The following is a 16,415-nucleotide window of genomic DNA, read 5'->3' as shown; positions in this document are numbered from 1 at the left end:
TCTATTGGCTAACCGTTAGGGGGATGGAGTGCAGGACGCAGTGCTGGCGATGCTCGCCAAAGAGCCGTCGCACGGCTACCACCTGCGCGCTCGGCTGCAGCAGAGTCTTGGCCCACTAGGCGAGTCGATGAACCCCGGTCAGATCTATGTGACCTTGACTCGGCTCGAAAGAGCCGGGCTCGTGGTCTGCGAACGGGCCGAGGGCCTTCCCGAGCGGCCAGAGCGCAAGGTCTATGCCCTGACACCGGCAGGGCAACAGCGGGTGGCCGCCTGGCTGGCCGAGGTGGGCTGGCCGAAACCGGATCTGGTGGAGTTTCATCTCAAGCTCGTCGCGGCCGCCGCGGCCCGGCTCGCCGACCCGGTCGAGCTGGTAGCGGCCCAGCGCCGTGAGCTGCTGCGCCGCTTGCGTGAGGCGCAGCAGGCGGCGCTGGCCGAGCCGGCGGGGTCGGGCGCCGGCCTGCTGCTGGAAGGGGTCGTGCTCCGGTTGCAGGCGGATCTGCGCTGGCTGGATGCCTGTGAGCGGGCCTGGTCCAAGGTCGATGACGAAGCTGAGGGCGGATGAACGTGTCAAGTGCCGCGGTCCGGGCCTGCGGCCTGGTGAAGACGCATGGTCAGGGGCAGAGCCGGGTTCGCGCGGTGGACGAGGTGAACCTGGAGATGCCTCAGGGACAGACGCTGGCGGTGATGGGGCCCAGCGGCTGCGGGAAATCCACGCTGCTGCACCTGCTGGGTGGCCTGGAGCGGCCCACCGGTGGGGAGGTGTGGGTGGCCGGGCGGCGCATCGACGCCTTGAGTGAGCGGGCCTTGGCGCGGCTGCGGCGCCGGTCGGTGGGGTTCATCTTCCAGGCCTTCCATCTGGTCGAGGAGTTGTCGGCGGCCGAGAACGTGGAGCTGCCCGCGCTGCTGGCCGGGCGCTCGCGCCGCCAGGCCAGGCGGCGCGCGAGCCTGCTGCTGGAACGGGTCGGGCTCGCCGACCGTGCCCGGCATCTGCCGTCGCAGCTGTCCGGTGGGCAGCGTCAGCGCGTCGCCATCGCTCGCGCACTGGTCAACGACCCGCTGGTCGTCCTGGCCGACGAGCCGACCGGCAACCTCGACACCGCGGCGACCCTCGATGTGCTGAGAATCTTCGAGGACCTGCGTTCCGCGGGGCAGACCCTCGTGATCGTCACGCACGACGAACGGGTCGCGGCCACCGCGGACCGGCTGATCTCCATGCGCGACGGGATGTTCGTCGACGACACCCGGCTGTCCGGCTTCCCCACGCGCGGGCTCGGCGGGCTGATCGGGCTGGAGGGCTGAACGTCATGGGCTCCATGGTGCTCATCGCGCGCCTCGTCCTGGCTGACGTGCGCCGGCACAAGTCCCAGGCCGCGATGCTCCTGCTCGCGGTGACCGTGGCCACCGCCACGATGGCACTGGGGCTGTCCCTGCGCGGCGTGAGCGACGCGCTGTACGAGCAGACCCGCGCGGCCACCGCCGGGCCGGACGTGGTGGCACTCTCCGGCGACACGGGGCCCGCCGTGACCTCGGCCCTGGCCTCGCTGGCGGACGATCCCGAAGTGGTCGCCCACCATGGCCCCTATCGCATCGTCTACGCCGACCTCACCACGCGCGGTTCCACCTCGTCCCCCGTGGTGGTGCACGGTTTCGGCGAGACGCCCGGCGCGGTCAACCGGCCGCTGGTGACCTCGGGTCATTGGGTACGCTCCGGCGGCACGGTTCTCGAACGCGGCTTCGCCACCGCGCTGGGCGTCGGCGTCGGGGACCACGTCACCATCGCCGACCGGTCGTACCCCGTCGTCGGGATCGCCGTCACCGCGGCCACCTCCATCTACCCCTGGGCGGCGCAGATCGGCCCGGGCGGCGGCCCCAGCGACTACAGCGGCCTGGCCTGGATGACCCGATCAGATGCCCGGAGACTGGCGTCGTCCCAAGATCTCCCGGTGACCTTGGCCATGGACCTCAGGCTGCGCGACCCCGCCGCCACCGGGGCCTTCCGCGACGCCCACCGCGTCTCCTCCATCAGGATCAACTTCCGCTCCTGGCAGTTCAACGCCAAACAGGACATGGTCATCCTCAGAAACAGTCAGCCGGTCCTGGTCGTCGGTAGCTGGCTGCTCAGTTTCCTGGCCATCACCGGAGTGGCGGCGCTGGCCGCGGGACGCGCCGTCGAGCAGACGCGCCGGGCCGGGCTGCTCAAGGCCGTCGGCGCCAGCCCGGGTCTCATCGCCACCGTCCTGCTCACCGAGTACCTGGCGCTGGCGCTCGTCGGCGACGCGCTGGGGCTGGTGATCGCTCGCCTGACCGTGCCCGCCATCGCCAGCCCTACCGCCAGCCGGATCGGCGACGCGGCCGGGCCGACCGCCGCCACCGTCGTGGCGGCGACCGTCCTCGCCGTGGCAGTGGCGGTGCTGTCCACCCTGCGCCCCACGCTGCGGGCCATGCGTACGGCGACGGTCACGGCGCTGTCCGCCGCCGCGCACCAGCCCCGTCACCGACCCTGGCTCACCGCGCTGTCCGCTTTGCTGCCCACCCCGCTGTTGCTCGGGCTGCGGCTGACCGCCCGCCGGCCGGGCCGCGCCGTGCTGCAGGCGTGCTCCACCGCCACCACAGTGATCGCGATCGTCGCCCTGCTGACCCTCTACGCCCAGCCGGAGAGGGGCTACGGCCTGGATGGCTCCTCCGCCCTGCCCAACCTGCGGGGCGAGCACGACCGCCGGCTGATGCTCGCCGTCACCATCCTGCTGATCGCACTCGCCGTCGCGAACACCATCACGTTCACCTGGACCACTGCCATAGAGGCGCGGGCGAACATGGCCATCGCACGTACGCTCGGCGCCACCCCCGGACAGATCACCGCGGGACTGTCCACCGCCCAGCTCCTGTCCGCGCTGCCCGGCGCCATCATCGGCGTCCCTCTGGGCATCGGCCTGCTCTCGCTGTTCGCCGCCAGGAATGCGGTGGATCCCCCCTCTTCATGGCTGCTCGGCGCCGTACTCGCGACTCTCCTGGCGACGGCGGCACTCACCGCCCTGCCCGCACGCCTGGCGGCGCGCCGGCCCGTGGCACAGACCCTCAGCGCCGAAACGGCCTGACCGACCCAGCCCAGTACGGTTCGGGGCGCATGACAAGGCGCCCCATCAGCAGCCTGTTCTGAGAGGCGGGCTGTGCGTGCTTACGGGGTTGTGCCAGGCCGCGCAGCAGGTGGGAAGAGAGCTGTGACGGCGCGGACGACAGCGGCGCGGCGTGCGGGGAGGGTGGCGTCGGCGGCGATGTGGCGGGCGAGAGTGGCGAGCTCGGTTTGGTCGATCCAGGTGTGAGCGATCTGCGTGACCAGGGCCATGATGTCGATGGGGTCCCAGGCGGGGTCGAGGTCGCCGTTCTGCTGAGCGCGGCGGATCTTCTCGATCTTGCCAAGGATGGCGGCGTGGTAGGGGCCCGGGGCATCGTCACGGGGTTCGGCGGCGGGGTCGACGGCCAGTTCCAGGCGTCCCCAGGCGATGAACCGGTGCCGGTCGGGATGGGCGGCGAAGTAGTCGAACATCTGCCCGGCGTAGGCGGGCAGATCGGCGGGGTCGAGATGGATGGCGTCGGCCGCCGCCGCGAGCTCCGCCGAGGCCACGAACTCATACAGCTCTTCCTTGCTGCGGAAGTAGGCGTAGACGCGCTCTTTGCTGGTGCGGGCGGCCTTGGCGATCCGGTCGACCCGGGCACCGGCGATCCCGTGCCGGGCGAACTCGGCCCGGGCCGCGGCGACGATCCGGTCGCGGGTGGAGTCACTCGGTTTCGACATGACCGCCGAGTTCCCCCTCGGCAGCGCTCTCAACAGCCGCCCCGGCAACATCCGCAAGGTCACCGACAACAGCCTGCGCTACCTCAGCGTCGACCACATCGATGTGCTCTACCAGCACCGCGTCGACCCCGAGGTGCCGATCGAGGATGTGGCAGGAACCGTCAAGGAGCTGATCGACGCGGGCAAGGTGAAATACTTCGGCCTGAGCGAGGCCGGCCCTCAGACCATCCGCCGCGCGCATGTCATCCAGCCCGTTTCCGTCCTGCAGACTGAGTTCTCGCTGTTCGAGCGGGACGTCGAGCAGCTGTTCCCGGTCCTGAGGGAGCTGGGCATCGGGTTCGTCGCCTACTCCCCGCTGGGCCGCGGCGTCATCACCGGCACCGCCCAGCCCGCCGGCTCCTACGACGCCACCGATATGCGTAACGTCGACCCGCGCTGGCAGCCGGGCACCTTCGAGAGGCGTGCCGATCCCCGGCACCCGCAGCCCGCAGCGCATGGAGGAGAACGCCGCGGCCGCCGACCTCAGCCTCGCCCGCGCTGACCTGGACGCCATCACCCGACATCCTGCCGACCGGCGGCTTCGGTGCCCGCTACGTCGAGCATGCCCTCCCCACCTGGGTCTAGCGCGGGGGCTCACCGCTCTGGCCGCGGTTGTGAGGTCGCTCACACCGCGTCACAGCCGAGCGGGGCGGGTCGTCTTAGTGGCATGACGCACTCGGAACAGACCTCGGTGTTGATCACCGGAGGCAACAAGGGACTTGGCTTTGAGGCGGCCCGACGGCTCGGGGAGCAGGGCTGGACGATCTTTCTCGGCTCGCGTGATGAAGGTCGAGGACGGGCGGCTGCCGACAAGCTGTCCGACGGTGGCGCGAACGTGGTCATGGTCCCGCTGGACGTGACCTCGGACGAGTCGGTGACCGACGCTGTACGGCTCGTCCGGGAGCACACCGATCGGCTGGATGTGCTGATCAACAACGCCGGCGCGCCGGGAAGGCTCGTCGCACCTGCGGACGCGACGGCCGACGAAATTCACTCCGTCTACGACACCAACGTGTACGGACCGATCAGGGTCACGCACGCGTTCCTTCCTTTGCTGCAGGCGGCGGACCATCCGCGGGTGGTGATGGTGTCCAGCGGTGCCGGCTCCTTCGCGGTCATCACCGATCCGGAGCAGCCCACCTCGAAAATGCACGAGCTCGCCTACAGCTCATCGAAAGCGGCGCTGAACATGATCACCGTCCGGTACGCCCAGGCGCTCCCGAAGATCAAATTCAACATCGCCACTCCCGGAGAAGTCGCCAATCGCAAATTCGCCGCCACCGACATGAACAATCACACCGGCCAGCTGACGGTCACCGAGGGCACCGACTCGATCGTCAAACTCGCGATGATGGACGCCGACGGGCCGACCGGGATCTTCATCGATCGCCTCGGCCCCGTCGCGTGGTGACCGCCGCGCAACCAACCTGCGGCCCGATTCCGGAGACCCGGCAGAGGCCCGAGGCGCGGCGGCCCGGCCGCCGTCAGGAGCTCGTGAGGATGACGAGTTGCTGGGTCGCTCGGGTCATCGCGACATAGCGGTCGACCGCTCCTTCGATGCCCTCGCCGAACGCCTCCGGATCGATGAGGACGACCAGGTCGAACTCAAGCCCCTTCGACAGCTCCGGAGTCAGCGACCGGACGCGGGACGTCTCCTGGAATGTGGGATCGCCGATGACGCAGGCGATCCCGTCGGCATGCGCGGCGAGCCAGGTGTCGAGGATCGAGCTCAGATCCGCAGCGGACCCGCGGACGACGGGGACGCCGTTGCTGCGGATGGAGGTCGGCACGTTGGCGTCCGGGAGCACGGTCCGGATGACCGGCTCGGCTTCCGCCATGACCTCTTCCGGCGTCCGGTAGTTGATGCTCAGGGAGGCCAGGTTGATCTGGTCGAGCCCGACCCGCTTGAGCCGTTCCTGCCACGACTCGGTGAACCCGTGCCTGGCCTGGGCGCGGTCCCCGACGATGGTGAAGCTCCGGGACGGGCAGCGGAGCAGCAGCATCTGCCACTCCGCATCGGTGAGTTCCTGAGCCTCGTCCACGACGATGTGCGCGAACGGGCCGGCGAGCCGGTCCGGGTCGGTGCCGGGTAGTGCGGTCTCGTCGACCAGGGAGTTCTGTAGGTCCTGTCCGCGCAGCATCGTCACCAGGCCTTCACCGTCGTCATCGGCCTCGATCAGGTTGTCGACGACCCGCGCCATGCGCTCGCGTTGGGCGGCGACGGCGGCATTATGCCGACGCTTATGTCGTGCCGCCTCCGGGTCGCCGAGCCGCTGCCGTGCCGCGTCCAGGAGCGGCAGGTCGGACACCGTCCAGGCCTGGGCGTCCTCGCGCTGCAGCTTCTGAACGTCGTCGCGGCTGAGCCAGGGAGCGCACATCCGCAGATAGGCGGGTACGGACCACAGGTCTCCGACGAGGTCAGCCGCTTCGATCAGCGGCCACGCGCGGTTGAAGGTCGTGAGCAGCTCCCTGTTCCGCAGCAGCGACCTGCGGAGCAGATCAGCCGGGACGTCGTCGTCACGCTTGTCCACCAGTATCGTGAGCAGTCCCTGCCAGATCTGGTCGCGCGCCTCGTTGTGCGGGGTACCGGGTTCCGCTGCTTCGAACGCCTCGGCCCAGTCCTCCGCGCTCAGCCAGATGTCGGACCAGTTCGTCGTGACCGTCATCCCCTTGGTGGGCGGGTTCTCGTAGAACCTGACGGCCGGCTCGATCGCCTGCACCAGGTTCGCGGACGACTTCAGGCGGGCCACGTCCGGGTCGGGTTCGATCGCCGCCGCGGCTCCCTCGGCGACGAGGTCCCGCAGGGTGCAGGTCTGCACGCCCTCCTCTCCGAGGCTGGGCAGGACGTCGGCGACGTAGGCCAGGTAGGGCTGGTGCGGACCGACGAACAGCACGCCGCCCCGGCGGTGACCGAGGCGAGGGTCGGAGTAGAGGAGGTAGGCGGAGCGGTGCAGCGCGACGACCGTCTTCCCCGTACCAGGACCGCCGTCGACGACGAGAGCGCCGCGGGATCCGGCGCGGATGATGGCGTCCTGGTCGGCCTGGATGGTGCCGAGCACGTCGCGCATGCGGGACGACCGGTTGCCGCCCAGGCTGGCGATGAAGGCGGACTGGTCGTCGAGCGCGGCGTGCCCGTCAAACCCGTCCGAGGTGAACACCTCGTCCCAGTAGTCGCTGATCCGGCCGCGGGTCCAGCGATACCTGCGGCGGCTTGCCAGACCCATCGGGTTGGCGTGGGTCGCTCCGAAGAACGGCTCAGCCGCGGGGGAGCGCCAGTCGAGCAGCAGTCGACGACCTGCGCTGTCCGTAAGACCGAGTCGCCCGATGTACACGGGCTCGGGATTGTCCGCGCTGACGATGTGTCCGAGACACAGGTCCAATCCGAAGCGACGCAGTGCACGCAGGCGGGCGGTCAGCCGGTGGATCTCCATGTCCCGGTCCATCGCCGCCCGGCCCTTGCCGCCGGGCGCCTTGCGCTCGGCATCGAGGCGGTCGGACAGGTCGGCGATCGACTCCTCGAGGCTCTCCGCGATGGCCGCGAAGTGCCGCTCATCGTCGGCGATCAGCGTCGGGTCGGCCTTGGGGGCGAGGTGGTCAGGAAGGTCAAACGCGCTGGTAGTCAGCGGGTTCACGTATTAGCTCCGATCTGAGGTCGCTTGCGACCGTTACATGCCGATCCCGTGTGGTTCACGCGGACACGGGCGGCGAGTTCCCGCAACCGCACCGCGAGTCCGCCATCGGTTCGACGTCCTCGCGCGATCCGTACGTCGACAACAACACCCGCATTCCGCGTTCCCCGTTTCCGCTGGTTCTGGCCTCGGCCGATGATTCTGCGGCACGACCCGGGTCTTGCCGCAAGCCCCCCGGTGCGCTATAGGTTGAAAGTGGTAAGGAGTGGATGCTCCCCTTACCCCTCATCGTCCGCTATGGACGGACAACCTTCTCGCCAAGCGGCGGCGCGCCGCCGTCGAGAGCGCCGCCATTCTCATGGGAGTCGTCGCCGCACCGCCGCCAAGGCGAATCCGACTCCGCCGCTCGCGATGGCGGCCGTTACCGCGACGGCCGAGCTCCACCCGCTCATCTCCACGCACCACCCGTAGAGAGGCGGCCCGAGCAGCGTGCCCAGGCTACCCAGCTGTGTCACCGCCCCGACCCCCCAGGCGACACGACCGCTCGCGACGCCGGGCAACGCCGCGAACACCGCTGAGACGGCCAGGCCATTGAGCGCCAGCACCGCCGCAGCGCACAGCGCCACCACCGCCACCGGCGCCCCTAGGAAGACTCCGGCGCTCAATGGCGCCATGAGCAGCGCCGCGGCGATCAGCCGTCCCGGCCGCGCCCCGGCCCGCAGTGCGGCACTGGCCGCCAGGCTGCCCAGTACGCTGGCCGCCGGCACCAGCCCTGCCAACAGGCTCGCTTGGGAGCCGCTCAGCCTCATCTCGCCCATGAGATAGGTCGGGAGAACCGTGACCACGCTGACGCCGACCAGGGCGATCATCGCGAACCCGGCCGCCAGTGCGGCCACCGCCCACCCCGCACCCGGTTCGCCGAGCCGATCGTGGCTCTCAATCCGGCTGGGACGGGAGTCTGGAGGCAGCGTGCCGGCGAATACCGCCACTCCCAAGGTGAGCAGGCCCACGCCCGCGACCTGGGCGCGCCATCCGGCGGCTCCCGCGAGCGACCCCGCAGTACTCGCCAGCGCCAGCCCGGCCGGGATGCACAAGCCCCACAACGCCAGGGCGGTCTGCCGCGCCCTGCCCTCCAGCAGCCGGACCAGCAAGCTCGGCCCTGTGATCACCACCAGGGCGTACCCGGCGGCCTGGATCACCCGCACGGCGAACAACATCTCGGTGCTGCCGAGGAACGCGGCCCCCACTCCTGCCGCGCCCAGCGCCACCAGAGCGGCCACGAAAAGCCCGCGCAGCCGCCTTCGATCCACCCAGATCCCCAGCGGGAGGCAGGCGAGCCCGGCCACCAGTGTGATGAGTGACGACAGCCATCCCGCGGTGGTGAGCGACAAGGCGAACTCCTCGCGCACCACCGTGAGAAACGGGATGAATTCCCCCAAGGCCATACTGGCCGCAACACCCGCCGCCAGCACGGCGACAGCAGGACGAGATCTCATCGGGCACGCACCTCCCACAGACCGGGGAGACGCGACCGGAGCACCGGCCCGATCCTCAAGCCCCGGATGGGCGACGCCTCAACGAGGATCCTTGCGCAGCAGGCGGCAAAACCGCCGATGTCATCGTACGCCCCACGTTTTCGCTGTGATCGCGGTCATGGCCTCGCGGGGTGCGTCGCGCCAGTGCGGCAGTGCCTGCCATGACATCCTGCGATCTCCACTGGGACCGCCACGCCTTCAGCCGCCTGGAGCAGGCCATGCGCCGCGTCTGCGCCGAGCAGGAAACGAACACGATCCGAAGCTTTCCGGAGGGGCGCTCTGGGATGACCGCAGGCGCACTCGGCTGCGCATCAACGCCTCCCTGCTGTCGATGACGTCATCGGCGGCGGCCGACGGTGAGGATGGCCGACCAGTGGCGGGTGAGCCGTCCGTCCGGGCAGGCGGCGAGGCGGCGGCGTATCTCGCGGTAGAGGTGTTGGTTCTTGTCCGGCTCCATGGCGATGTGGCCGGAGAACGTGTCGAGTAGCGCGATGTATTCGTCTGCCGTGTAGCGCAGGGCCCAGACGTAGCGCCGCGTCCCGACGACCGCGAAGTGCCCGGAGGCGTCGAACTCGGCGGCGATGGGGTCGGGCTCGTCCTCGGGCAGTGGAGGTGGCCACGGGCCGTCATGGCCTTCGCCGATTTCCTCATAGACCTTCTGGATCTCGATGAAGAACGGGTCGACGTCTGCCGGGAATGCGTGGTCGGCGTTCCACACGGCCAAGTGGCCGCCTTGGGGGAGCAGGGTGGCTGCCTTCGCGTACTTGACGTCCGGATCCACCCACTTCCAGGCTGTGGCCGCGTAGACCAGATCGAAGCGGACTCCTGTGGGCGGCTCCCAGTCTTCGAACGATGAGGTGATCACCGAGACGTCGGCGAATTCGGCGAGGTGGTGCCGTGCCTCCGCCGCCAGGGCCTCGCCGAGCTCGATCGCGGTGATCCGAAAGCCCATCCGGGCCAAGGGCAGCGTGGCTTTTCCCGGGCCACATCCGACTTCGAGCAGGTGCGCGGGTGCTTCGATACCCGAGATCGCGAGCAGGTCGGAATACAGCTCGGCAGGGTAATCAGGGCGCGCCTGCTGATAGAGAGAAGCGGCGGTGTCGAAGGTGGATCGGAGACGTTCGCGCGACATACGCCAATCCTGGCAGCAGTCAGGCGGTCCCGCCCTCGTGGAGCGAAGGGCCCCGCAGGATACGCCAGAGCACATACGCCTGCAGCAAGCCTGCGCCGGAAAGGATCACTGTGAGCAGCACGGGGTCCTCCAGCTGAGGTGGGACCAGATCCCATCCCCACCAGATCAGCCACCCAAGAGGGAATGTAATGATCATGAGGGCCACGCCGGTCAACAGGATCGGATCTTGCGCGGTCAGCAAGATCACCACCGAGACGACGCCAAGGATTACCACCAGGCCGGCGTACGCACCGGCGAGAACTGCCGCGACCAGGCCATTTCTGTAACGCCTCATCCGGTCACGCTCCTTGGACGTCCTGCGAGGGACGCTGAGTGTACTCGCGGCCCGGCTGAGCGGGTCCGGATCGTGCCGTGCCAGGGTATATTCACAGGCGCCGATATCGATGGATGTCAATATGGAGTGCCGGTGGAGCTGCTTGAGACGCTGGAATGTTGTTCGCCACTGGCCGGCGAACCGCTCGACACCGGGCAGGCGCTTCGGCTGGCTCGGGTGTTCAAGGCGCTGGGGGATCCGGTACGGCTGCGCATCGTGTCGATCGTGGCCAGTCACGCGGGCGGCGAGGCGTGCGTGTGCGACCTGACGGCGAGCTTCGATGTGTCGCAGCCGACCATCAGTCACCACCTCAAGGTGCTCAAGCAGGTCGGGCTGTTGACCAGCGAGCGGCGCGCCTCGTGGGTCTACTACCGCATCGTGCCCGAGATGATGGCTGAACTGTCTGCCCTGTTGGACGTCTCCAAAGCGCTGGACGGGTCCCGGGAGGCCGGCGTTTCGCGTCAGGGTGGTGGCCGATGAGCCTGCCGCGGCGGCTGCTGGCCGAGTTCGTGGGCACGGCGCTGCTGGTGACTGTGGTGGTGGGCTCGGGGATCATGGCCCAGACGCTGTCTCCGGGTGACGTGGGCCTGCAACTGCTGGAAAACTCCACCGCGACCGTGTTCGGGCTCGGCGTGCTGATCGTGGTGCTCGGCCCGGTGTCGGGAGCCCACTTCAACCCGGTGGTGTCGGCGGCAGACTGGTGGTATCTGCGGCAGGGCGGGGCCGGGTCGCGCATCGGTGACCTGGCCGCCTACGCCGTCGCGCAGATCCTCGGCGGCATCGGCGGGGCCATCCTGGCCAACCTGATGTTCGACAAGCCCGCGATCTCCTGGTCCACGCATGAGCGAGCTGCGCCGCATCTGTGGCTGGGCGAAGTCGTCGCCACCGCGGGGCTGGTGCTGGTCATCTTCTGCCTGGTACGGGCGGGACGGGCGGCCGTCGCGCCGATCGCGGTGGCGAGCTATATCGGCGCGGCCTACTGGTTCACCTCCTCCACCAGCTTCGCCAACCCCGCCGTCACGATCGGCCGGGCGTTCTCCGACACCTTCGCCGGGATCGCACCGGAGTCGCTGCCTGGCTTCATCGCAGCGCAAATGGTCGGCGGCGTCGTTGGTCTCCTGCTGGTGCGCGGCCTGTTCGGCCGTGTCGAAACCATCGTGCAAGAGCCTGTCGTGCCGCATGCGGCAGGTCCCGGCTCTTGACGCCCAGCAATTGGCTCAATGACTATTGAGTCAATGGACATTGAGGAGAATCGGGCGCTGGTGGCCCGGGCGCGTGTGCATGCTGCGCTCGGCGAGCCCGCCCGCCTGGCGATCGTCGACCACCTTGCCCTGGGCGACGCGTCGCCCGGAGAGATCGGTCAGAGACTGGGGCTGCCCACCAACCTGCTCGCCCACCACCTGAAGATCCTCGATCAGGCGGGGCTGATCCGGCGGCGCCAGTCGGAGGGCGACCGGCGACGCAGCTACCTGCACCTGGTGCCCGGCGCGCTGGCCGGTCTGCTGCCGGCCCCGCTGCGGCATGCGCCCCGGGTGGTGTTCGTCTGCACCCACAACTCGGCGCGTTCCCAGCTCGCCGCGGCGTTGTGGGCGCGTACGGGCAGCGTGCCCGCCGTCTCGGCCGGCACCAGCCCGGCTGCGCGCGTGCATCACCACGCGGTGGCCATCGCCCGGCGGCACGGACTGTCGCTCGCCTCCGCCCGCCCCCGTCACCTCGAGGACGTGCTACGCCCGGACGACCTGGTCGTGGCGGTCTGCGACAACGCCCACGAAAACCTGGGCGATCGGCTCGGTGGCGTCGACCGGCTGCACTGGTCGATCCCCGACCCGGTGCGGGCAGGCACCGGCACCGCCTTCGAGCACGCCTACACCGATATCGCCGGTCGGATCGACCGGCTGGCTCCGGCCGTCCACCACCCCCGGAAGAAGTGAGTGATCATGGCCCAGACCTATCATCGCGATGACCTGTCCGTGGACCAGCGGCTCGCGCTGGCCACCGCCGCCCGCCGCCTGCGCGATGAGTTCACCGGCGTTGTCGGCACCGAGACCATTGAACGCTTCCTGCACACCAGCTACGACCAGTTCGCCGTGCAGAGCACCATCGCCAACTTCCTGCCGCTGCTGGCCGAGCGGTTCGCCCGCCAGCGCCTGCACGCCCTGGCCCGCGTCGAGGGTCACCATGATGGCCGGCCGGTCGTGCTGTTCCTGTGCGTGCACAATGCCGGTCGTTCCCAGATGGCCATGGGGTTCTTCCAGCACCTGGCCGGAGATGGCGCGCTGGCCTGGTCGGGTGGGTCCGAGTTCGCCACTGAGATCAATCCGGCCGCGGTCGCGTCCATGGCGGAGCGGGGGATCGACATCTCGAAGGAGTTCCCCAAGCCGTGGACGGAGGAGATCGTCCGGGCTGCTGATGTGGTGGTCACCATGGGCTGTGGCGACGCCTGTCCGGTCTTCCCCGGTAAGCGCTACCTGGACTGGGCGCTGGACGATCCTGCGGGTCAGAGTGTCGAGGACGTACGCCCGATTCGCGACGAGATCGAACGCCGCGTCCGCGCCCTTCTCGACGAACTGAGCGTTCCCGCCAGGGGGTGACCACACCTACCGAGGTGCGGGCCAGTGCTCCCGCCTTCAGGCGGGTGGTGAAGGCCCGCGCGGGAAGGCTCCAAGGGCCTGAGTGTGCCCTGACTCGCGCTTTGGAACCGGTCGTGACCGCGTCTGGTCTTGTCTCATTTCTGAGGCTGGTCCTGGGACTGGAGGTAGGTGCGGACGGTGGCCAGGCTGGCGTCGCCGGTCGAGCCTGCGTAGTAGGAGCGGGACCAGAAGTGCCCGCCCCGCAGGTGTGTGCGGACGTGGGTGTTGTATTCCTGGCGGAGGTAGCGGGCTGAGACGCCTTTGAGGGAGTTGACGAGGGAGGACAGGGCGACCTTGGGCGGGTAGCGGACCAGGAGGTGGACGTGGTCGTGTGCGCCGTTGAAGTCGGTCAGTTCGCAGTCGAATTTCTCGCACACCTCTTTCATGATCTGTTCGCAGCGTTCCAGCATGGGGCCGGTGAGTGCGTCCCGCCGATATTTCGTGACAAACACCAAATGCGTGGACAGCTCGTGGACGCAGTGACGCCCGGTTCTGATGTCCGGGTTCGGTTCCCATCGTGGTGACATACACCAAACGATAGAATGCGCCGCGTGGAGCAGGAGAAACGCAATCGTGCTCAGGTCGCCCGCCTGGAGTTGGACCAGCGGCAGAGCGCCGTCTTGGACGGCCAGGCACACAATGCACGCTGTGGAACCTGCTGCACGAGTTCTTCACCTTCCGGCAGGGACGGTTCGCCTCCCTCGCCCAGTGCGACGAGGCCATCCGGGCCGCCGCAAAGAGATCGACTGGCTCAACGACCTGCCCGCCCAAGCGGCGCAGGCCGTGCTGAAGACCTACCGGCAGGCGTGGGCGAACTACTTCAACCCCGACCACCCGGCCGGGCGCCCCACGTTCAAGAGCCGATTGCGCTCCCGGATGGCGGTGGACGTCCCCCAGGCGCGGGATCTGAACATCACCCGGATCAACCGGCGGTGGGGCGCGGTCACCATCCCCAAACTCGGCCGTGTCCGCTTCCGATGGACCAAAGACCTGCCGGGGGTCACGAAGGGCGGCCCGGACGGGAAGATCACCGGGGCGCGGCTGGTGAAGGAGGCAGGCGGGTGGCACATCGTGTTCCGTATCCAGAGCGAGGAGCCGGTGCCGGCCCCGCATCCGGGGCCGCACACCGCGATCGACCGGGGCATCGCCGTGCCCTTGGCGCTTGCCACCGGAGAGAAGATCTTCCACCGTGACCAGTGGCTGACCGGCGGGGAGCAGGAGCGCCTGCTCCGCCTGGAACGCAAAGCCGCCCGCCAGAAACGAGCCGCGAAACCCGGACAACCTGCCAGCAACCGGCTGAAGCACACCTACGACCAGATCGCCCGCCTGCGCGCCAAAGCCAAACGCCGGGCCATCGACTGGCAGCACCAGACCACCGCCAAACTCACCGACCGGTTCAGCCTCATCGTGCTCGAAGACCTCAAGGTCACAAACATGATGGCCTCCGCCGCCGGCACTCTCCAGGCGCCGGGTAAGAATGTCGCCCAAAAACGCGGCCTCAACCGCGCCATCGCCGGACAGGCATGGGGCCGCACCGCCGAGTTCCTCACCTACAAGGCCACCGACAAAGGCGGCAAGGTCGCCTACATCCCGGCACCGGGCACCAGCCAGGAATGCCACGCCTGCCACACGATCACCGAGGGCTCCCGCGAGAGTCAGTCCCGGTTCGTGTGCAAGAACCCAGCCTGCGGGTGGATCGGCAACGCCGACGTCAACGCCGCCCGCACCCAGTTGTACCGGTACAACTCAGCCGCCGGACGGGCGGTCACCGGACGTGGAGGCCCTGCACCACTGGGGCCGCTGAAGCGTCAAGCACCTCATGGCGGGCCCACCCGCACCGCCCCGCACGGGGTGGCCGCGTAGCGGCCATGAGAATCCTCCCCATTCATGGGGAGGAGCACGTCAAAGGGTCGTCGGCAATGCCCTCGGGAAGGCGCTCCGTGCTGCCGCGACAACACCGGTACAGTGAACGCAAGGTGCGCGGCGGTGGGGCCCGCCGCCCCCGGATCAACCGGGGAAACCGCGGTCAGCGTGCCGCCAACGGTCCCTACCAGGGGTGATGTCTGTCGTTCTGGTAGGGAGGTCGTATGCAAGAGCCTGTTGCCCCCATTGATTCCGATGTGGCCGTGCGAGCCGAGATCCGGCCGAGCGCGTGGCCGGTGCTGGCGGCCATCTCCCTCGGCGGTGTGCTGGGTGCGCTGGCGCGCTACGGCGTCTCCCTTGCTCTGCCGCACGCCCCAACGGGATTCCCATGGTCGACGTTCCTGATCAACGTGTCGGGCTGCCTGCTGATCGGCGTCCTCATGGTGCTGGTCAATGAGATGCGGACAGGGCGGCTGCTGCGCCCGTTCTGGGGCGTGGGCGTCCTGGGCGGTTACACCACCTTCTCGACCTACATCATCGACATTCATCAGGCGATGCGCGCCGGTGCACCCGGGGTGGCCCTGGCCTACCTGCTCGCCACGCTGGTCGCCGCCCTGCTGGCGGTCTGGGCGGGCACGGCGATGACTGCTCAAGTCTTGGCGATCGCTCGGCGTCGGCGCGAACAAAGGAGGCAGCGGTGAAACTCCATGGACCCGCACTACGGCTGACCGTCTTCGTGGGCGACACCGACACCTGGCACCACAAGCCGCTCTACCACGAGATCGTCCATCGCGCGCACTCCGCCGGGCTGGCCGGCGCGAGCGTGTTTCGCGGCATGGAAGGCTACGGCGCCTCTAACCACATCCACACCACCCGCATCCTGTCTCTGTCGGAGGACCTGCCGGTGGCCGTCGTCATCGTCGACGCGGCCGACAAGATCCGCAGCTTCCTCCCCCAGTTGGACGAGCTGATCAGCGAGGGCCTGGTCATACTCGATGAGGTTGAGGTGATCCGCTACGTGGGCCGTCCGGCCGGACAGGAGGGACGCCGATGACGGTGCTGCTGGTGGCTCTCGGCGCCGCAATCGGGGCTCCGCTGCGCTATCTGGCTGATCGCCTGGTGCAATCCCGGCACGACTCGGTGTTTCCCTGGGGCACCCTCGCGGTCAACCTGGCGGGCTCGTTCGCGCTGGGACTGCTGGTGGGCATGCCCGCCGGGCCGGCCTTGTCCGCCGCTCTCGGCACCGGCTTTTGTGGCGCACTGACCACCTACTCCACCTTCAGCTACGAGACGTTGCGCCTGGCCCAGGAGGGCACCCGCTTCTATGCGCTGGCCAACATCGTTGCCGGGATCGTGGCCGGGCTCGGGGCCGGCCTGGCCGGCCTGCTTGTCGCCCAGGCCATCACCGCCTGACCAGGCGG

General features: G+C 69.0%; 19 protein-coding genes. 13 read left to right on the top strand and 6 right to left on the bottom strand.

Features of this window, described 5'->3' with window-relative positions:
* Positions 1-49 precede the first annotated feature (49 nt).
* Genes OHA25_RS02775 through OHA25_RS02765 form a run of 3 tightly spaced genes read left to right on the top strand, consistent with a single transcriptional unit; the run spans position 50 to position 3,095 of the window.
* The gene (locus tag OHA25_RS02775) at positions 50-562 is read left to right on the top strand and encodes a PadR family transcriptional regulator (protein ID WP_327590913.1); all 513 of its coding nucleotides are present in this window, start codon (positions 50-52) and stop codon (positions 560-562) included.
* Positions 559-1,299 carry an ABC transporter ATP-binding protein gene (locus OHA25_RS02770; RefSeq protein WP_327586057.1) on the top strand — a complete coding sequence of 247 codons (741 nt, stop codon included), beginning with the start codon at positions 559-561 and terminating at the stop codon, positions 1,297-1,299. Before OHA25_RS02775 ends, OHA25_RS02770 begins: the two co-directional genes overlap by 4 nt.
* 14 nt (positions 1,300-1,313) lie before the next feature.
* Entirely contained in the window at positions 1,314-3,095 is a 1,782-nt protein-coding gene (locus OHA25_RS02765) for an ABC transporter permease (RefSeq protein WP_327586056.1), read from the top strand.
* An 80-nt stretch (positions 3,096-3,175) separates the two neighbouring features.
* On the opposite strand, the gene OHA25_RS02760 is transcribed toward OHA25_RS02765, so the two are convergent.
* The gene (locus OHA25_RS02760; protein ID WP_327586055.1) at positions 3,176-3,793 is read right to left on the bottom strand and encodes a TetR family transcriptional regulator; all 618 of its coding nucleotides are present in this window, start codon (positions 3,791-3,793) and stop codon (positions 3,176-3,178) included.
* Here OHA25_RS02760 and OHA25_RS02755 point away from each other — a divergent pair.
* Together OHA25_RS02755 and OHA25_RS02750 are read left to right on the top strand one after the other, a co-directional pair.
* Complete coding sequence (locus OHA25_RS02755; protein ID WP_327586054.1) at positions 3,792-4,334, top strand: aldo/keto reductase; 543 nt, start codon at positions 3,792-3,794, stop codon at positions 4,332-4,334. The genes OHA25_RS02760 and OHA25_RS02755 overlap by 2 nt on opposite strands.
* A gap of 165 nt (positions 4,335-4,499) precedes the next feature.
* A complete protein-coding gene (locus OHA25_RS02750; RefSeq protein WP_327586053.1) occupies positions 4,500-5,243 on the top strand; it encodes an SDR family oxidoreductase in 744 nt (247 codons plus the stop codon).
* 73 nt (positions 5,244-5,316) lie between these two features.
* Here the strand turns inward: OHA25_RS02750 and helR are convergent, their stop codons facing one another.
* The 4 genes from helR to OHA25_RS02730 form a co-directional block, all read right to left on the bottom strand.
* Positions 5,317-7,464: an RNA polymerase recycling motor ATPase HelR gene (gene helR / locus OHA25_RS02745; RefSeq protein WP_327586052.1), complete on the bottom strand. Its 2,148-nt coding sequence runs from the start codon at positions 7,462-7,464 to the stop codon at positions 5,317-5,319.
* 353 nt (positions 7,465-7,817) lie between these two features.
* The gene (locus tag OHA25_RS02740) at positions 7,818-8,957 is read right to left on the bottom strand and encodes an MFS transporter (protein WP_327586051.1); all 1,140 of its coding nucleotides are present in this window, start codon (positions 8,955-8,957) and stop codon (positions 7,818-7,820) included.
* A 376-nt stretch (positions 8,958-9,333) separates the two neighbouring features.
* Entirely contained in the window at positions 9,334-10,128 is a 795-nt protein-coding gene (locus tag OHA25_RS02735; protein ID WP_327586050.1) for a class I SAM-dependent methyltransferase, read from the bottom strand.
* A 19-nt stretch (positions 10,129-10,147) separates the two neighbouring features.
* Positions 10,148-10,462 carry an SCO4225 family membrane protein gene (locus OHA25_RS02730; protein WP_327586049.1) on the bottom strand — a complete coding sequence of 105 codons (315 nt, stop codon included), beginning with the start codon at positions 10,460-10,462 and terminating at the stop codon, positions 10,148-10,150.
* Positions 10,463-10,594: 132 nt separating this feature from the next.
* On the opposite strand from OHA25_RS02730, the gene OHA25_RS02725 reads away from it, so the two are divergent.
* Genes OHA25_RS02725 through OHA25_RS02710 form a run of 4 tightly spaced genes read left to right on the top strand, consistent with a single transcriptional unit; the run spans position 10,595 to position 13,092 of the window.
* Positions 10,595-10,981: an ArsR/SmtB family transcription factor gene (locus OHA25_RS02725; RefSeq protein ID WP_327586048.1), complete on the top strand. Its 387-nt coding sequence runs from the start codon at positions 10,595-10,597 to the stop codon at positions 10,979-10,981.
* Positions 10,978-11,703, top strand: coding sequence for an MIP/aquaporin family protein (locus OHA25_RS02720; protein ID WP_327586047.1), 726 nt, complete (start codon positions 10,978-10,980; stop codon positions 11,701-11,703). Before OHA25_RS02725 ends, OHA25_RS02720 begins: the two co-directional genes overlap by 4 nt.
* 33 nt (positions 11,704-11,736) lie before the next feature.
* The gene (locus OHA25_RS02715; protein WP_327586046.1) at positions 11,737-12,432 is read left to right on the top strand and encodes an arsenate reductase/protein-tyrosine-phosphatase family protein; all 696 of its coding nucleotides are present in this window, start codon (positions 11,737-11,739) and stop codon (positions 12,430-12,432) included.
* 6 nt (positions 12,433-12,438) lie between these two features.
* Complete coding sequence (locus OHA25_RS02710) at positions 12,439-13,092, top strand: arsenate reductase ArsC (RefSeq protein ID WP_327586045.1); 654 nt, start codon at positions 12,439-12,441, stop codon at positions 13,090-13,092.
* Positions 13,093-13,226: 134 nt separating this feature from the next.
* On the opposite strand, the gene tnpA is transcribed toward OHA25_RS02710, so the two are convergent.
* Positions 13,227-13,658 carry an IS200/IS605 family transposase gene (gene tnpA / locus OHA25_RS02705; RefSeq protein WP_327586044.1) on the bottom strand — a complete coding sequence of 144 codons (432 nt, stop codon included), beginning with the start codon at positions 13,656-13,658 and terminating at the stop codon, positions 13,227-13,229.
* A 181-nt stretch (positions 13,659-13,839) separates the two neighbouring features.
* On the opposite strand from tnpA, the gene OHA25_RS02700 reads away from it, so the two are divergent.
* The 4 genes from OHA25_RS02700 (at position 13,840) to crcB (ending at position 16,407) form a co-directional block, all read left to right on the top strand.
* Entirely contained in the window at positions 13,840-14,994 is a 1,155-nt protein-coding gene (locus tag OHA25_RS02700; RefSeq protein ID WP_327586043.1) for an RNA-guided endonuclease InsQ/TnpB family protein, read from the top strand.
* 224 nt (positions 14,995-15,218) lie between these two features.
* Entirely contained in the window at positions 15,219-15,695 is a 477-nt protein-coding gene (locus OHA25_RS02695; protein ID WP_327586042.1) for a FluC/FEX family fluoride channel, read from the top strand.
* The gene (locus OHA25_RS02690; protein ID WP_327586041.1) at positions 15,692-16,048 is read left to right on the top strand and encodes a DUF190 domain-containing protein; all 357 of its coding nucleotides are present in this window, start codon (positions 15,692-15,694) and stop codon (positions 16,046-16,048) included. The genes OHA25_RS02695 and OHA25_RS02690 overlap by 4 nt, the downstream gene beginning before the upstream one ends.
* Positions 16,045-16,407 carry a fluoride efflux transporter CrcB gene (gene crcB / locus OHA25_RS02685; RefSeq protein WP_327586040.1) on the top strand — a complete coding sequence of 121 codons (363 nt, stop codon included), beginning with the start codon at positions 16,045-16,047 and terminating at the stop codon, positions 16,405-16,407. Before OHA25_RS02690 ends, crcB begins: the two co-directional genes overlap by 4 nt.
* Positions 16,408-16,415 lie beyond the last annotated feature (8 nt).

Origin of the sequence: Nonomuraea sp. NBC_00507, assembly GCF_036013525.1 — a bacterium.
In the GTDB taxonomy this organism is placed as follows: Bacteria; Actinomycetota; Actinomycetes; order Streptosporangiales; family Streptosporangiaceae; genus Nonomuraea.
This window is presented reverse-complemented; position numbering and strand designations above follow the sequence as displayed.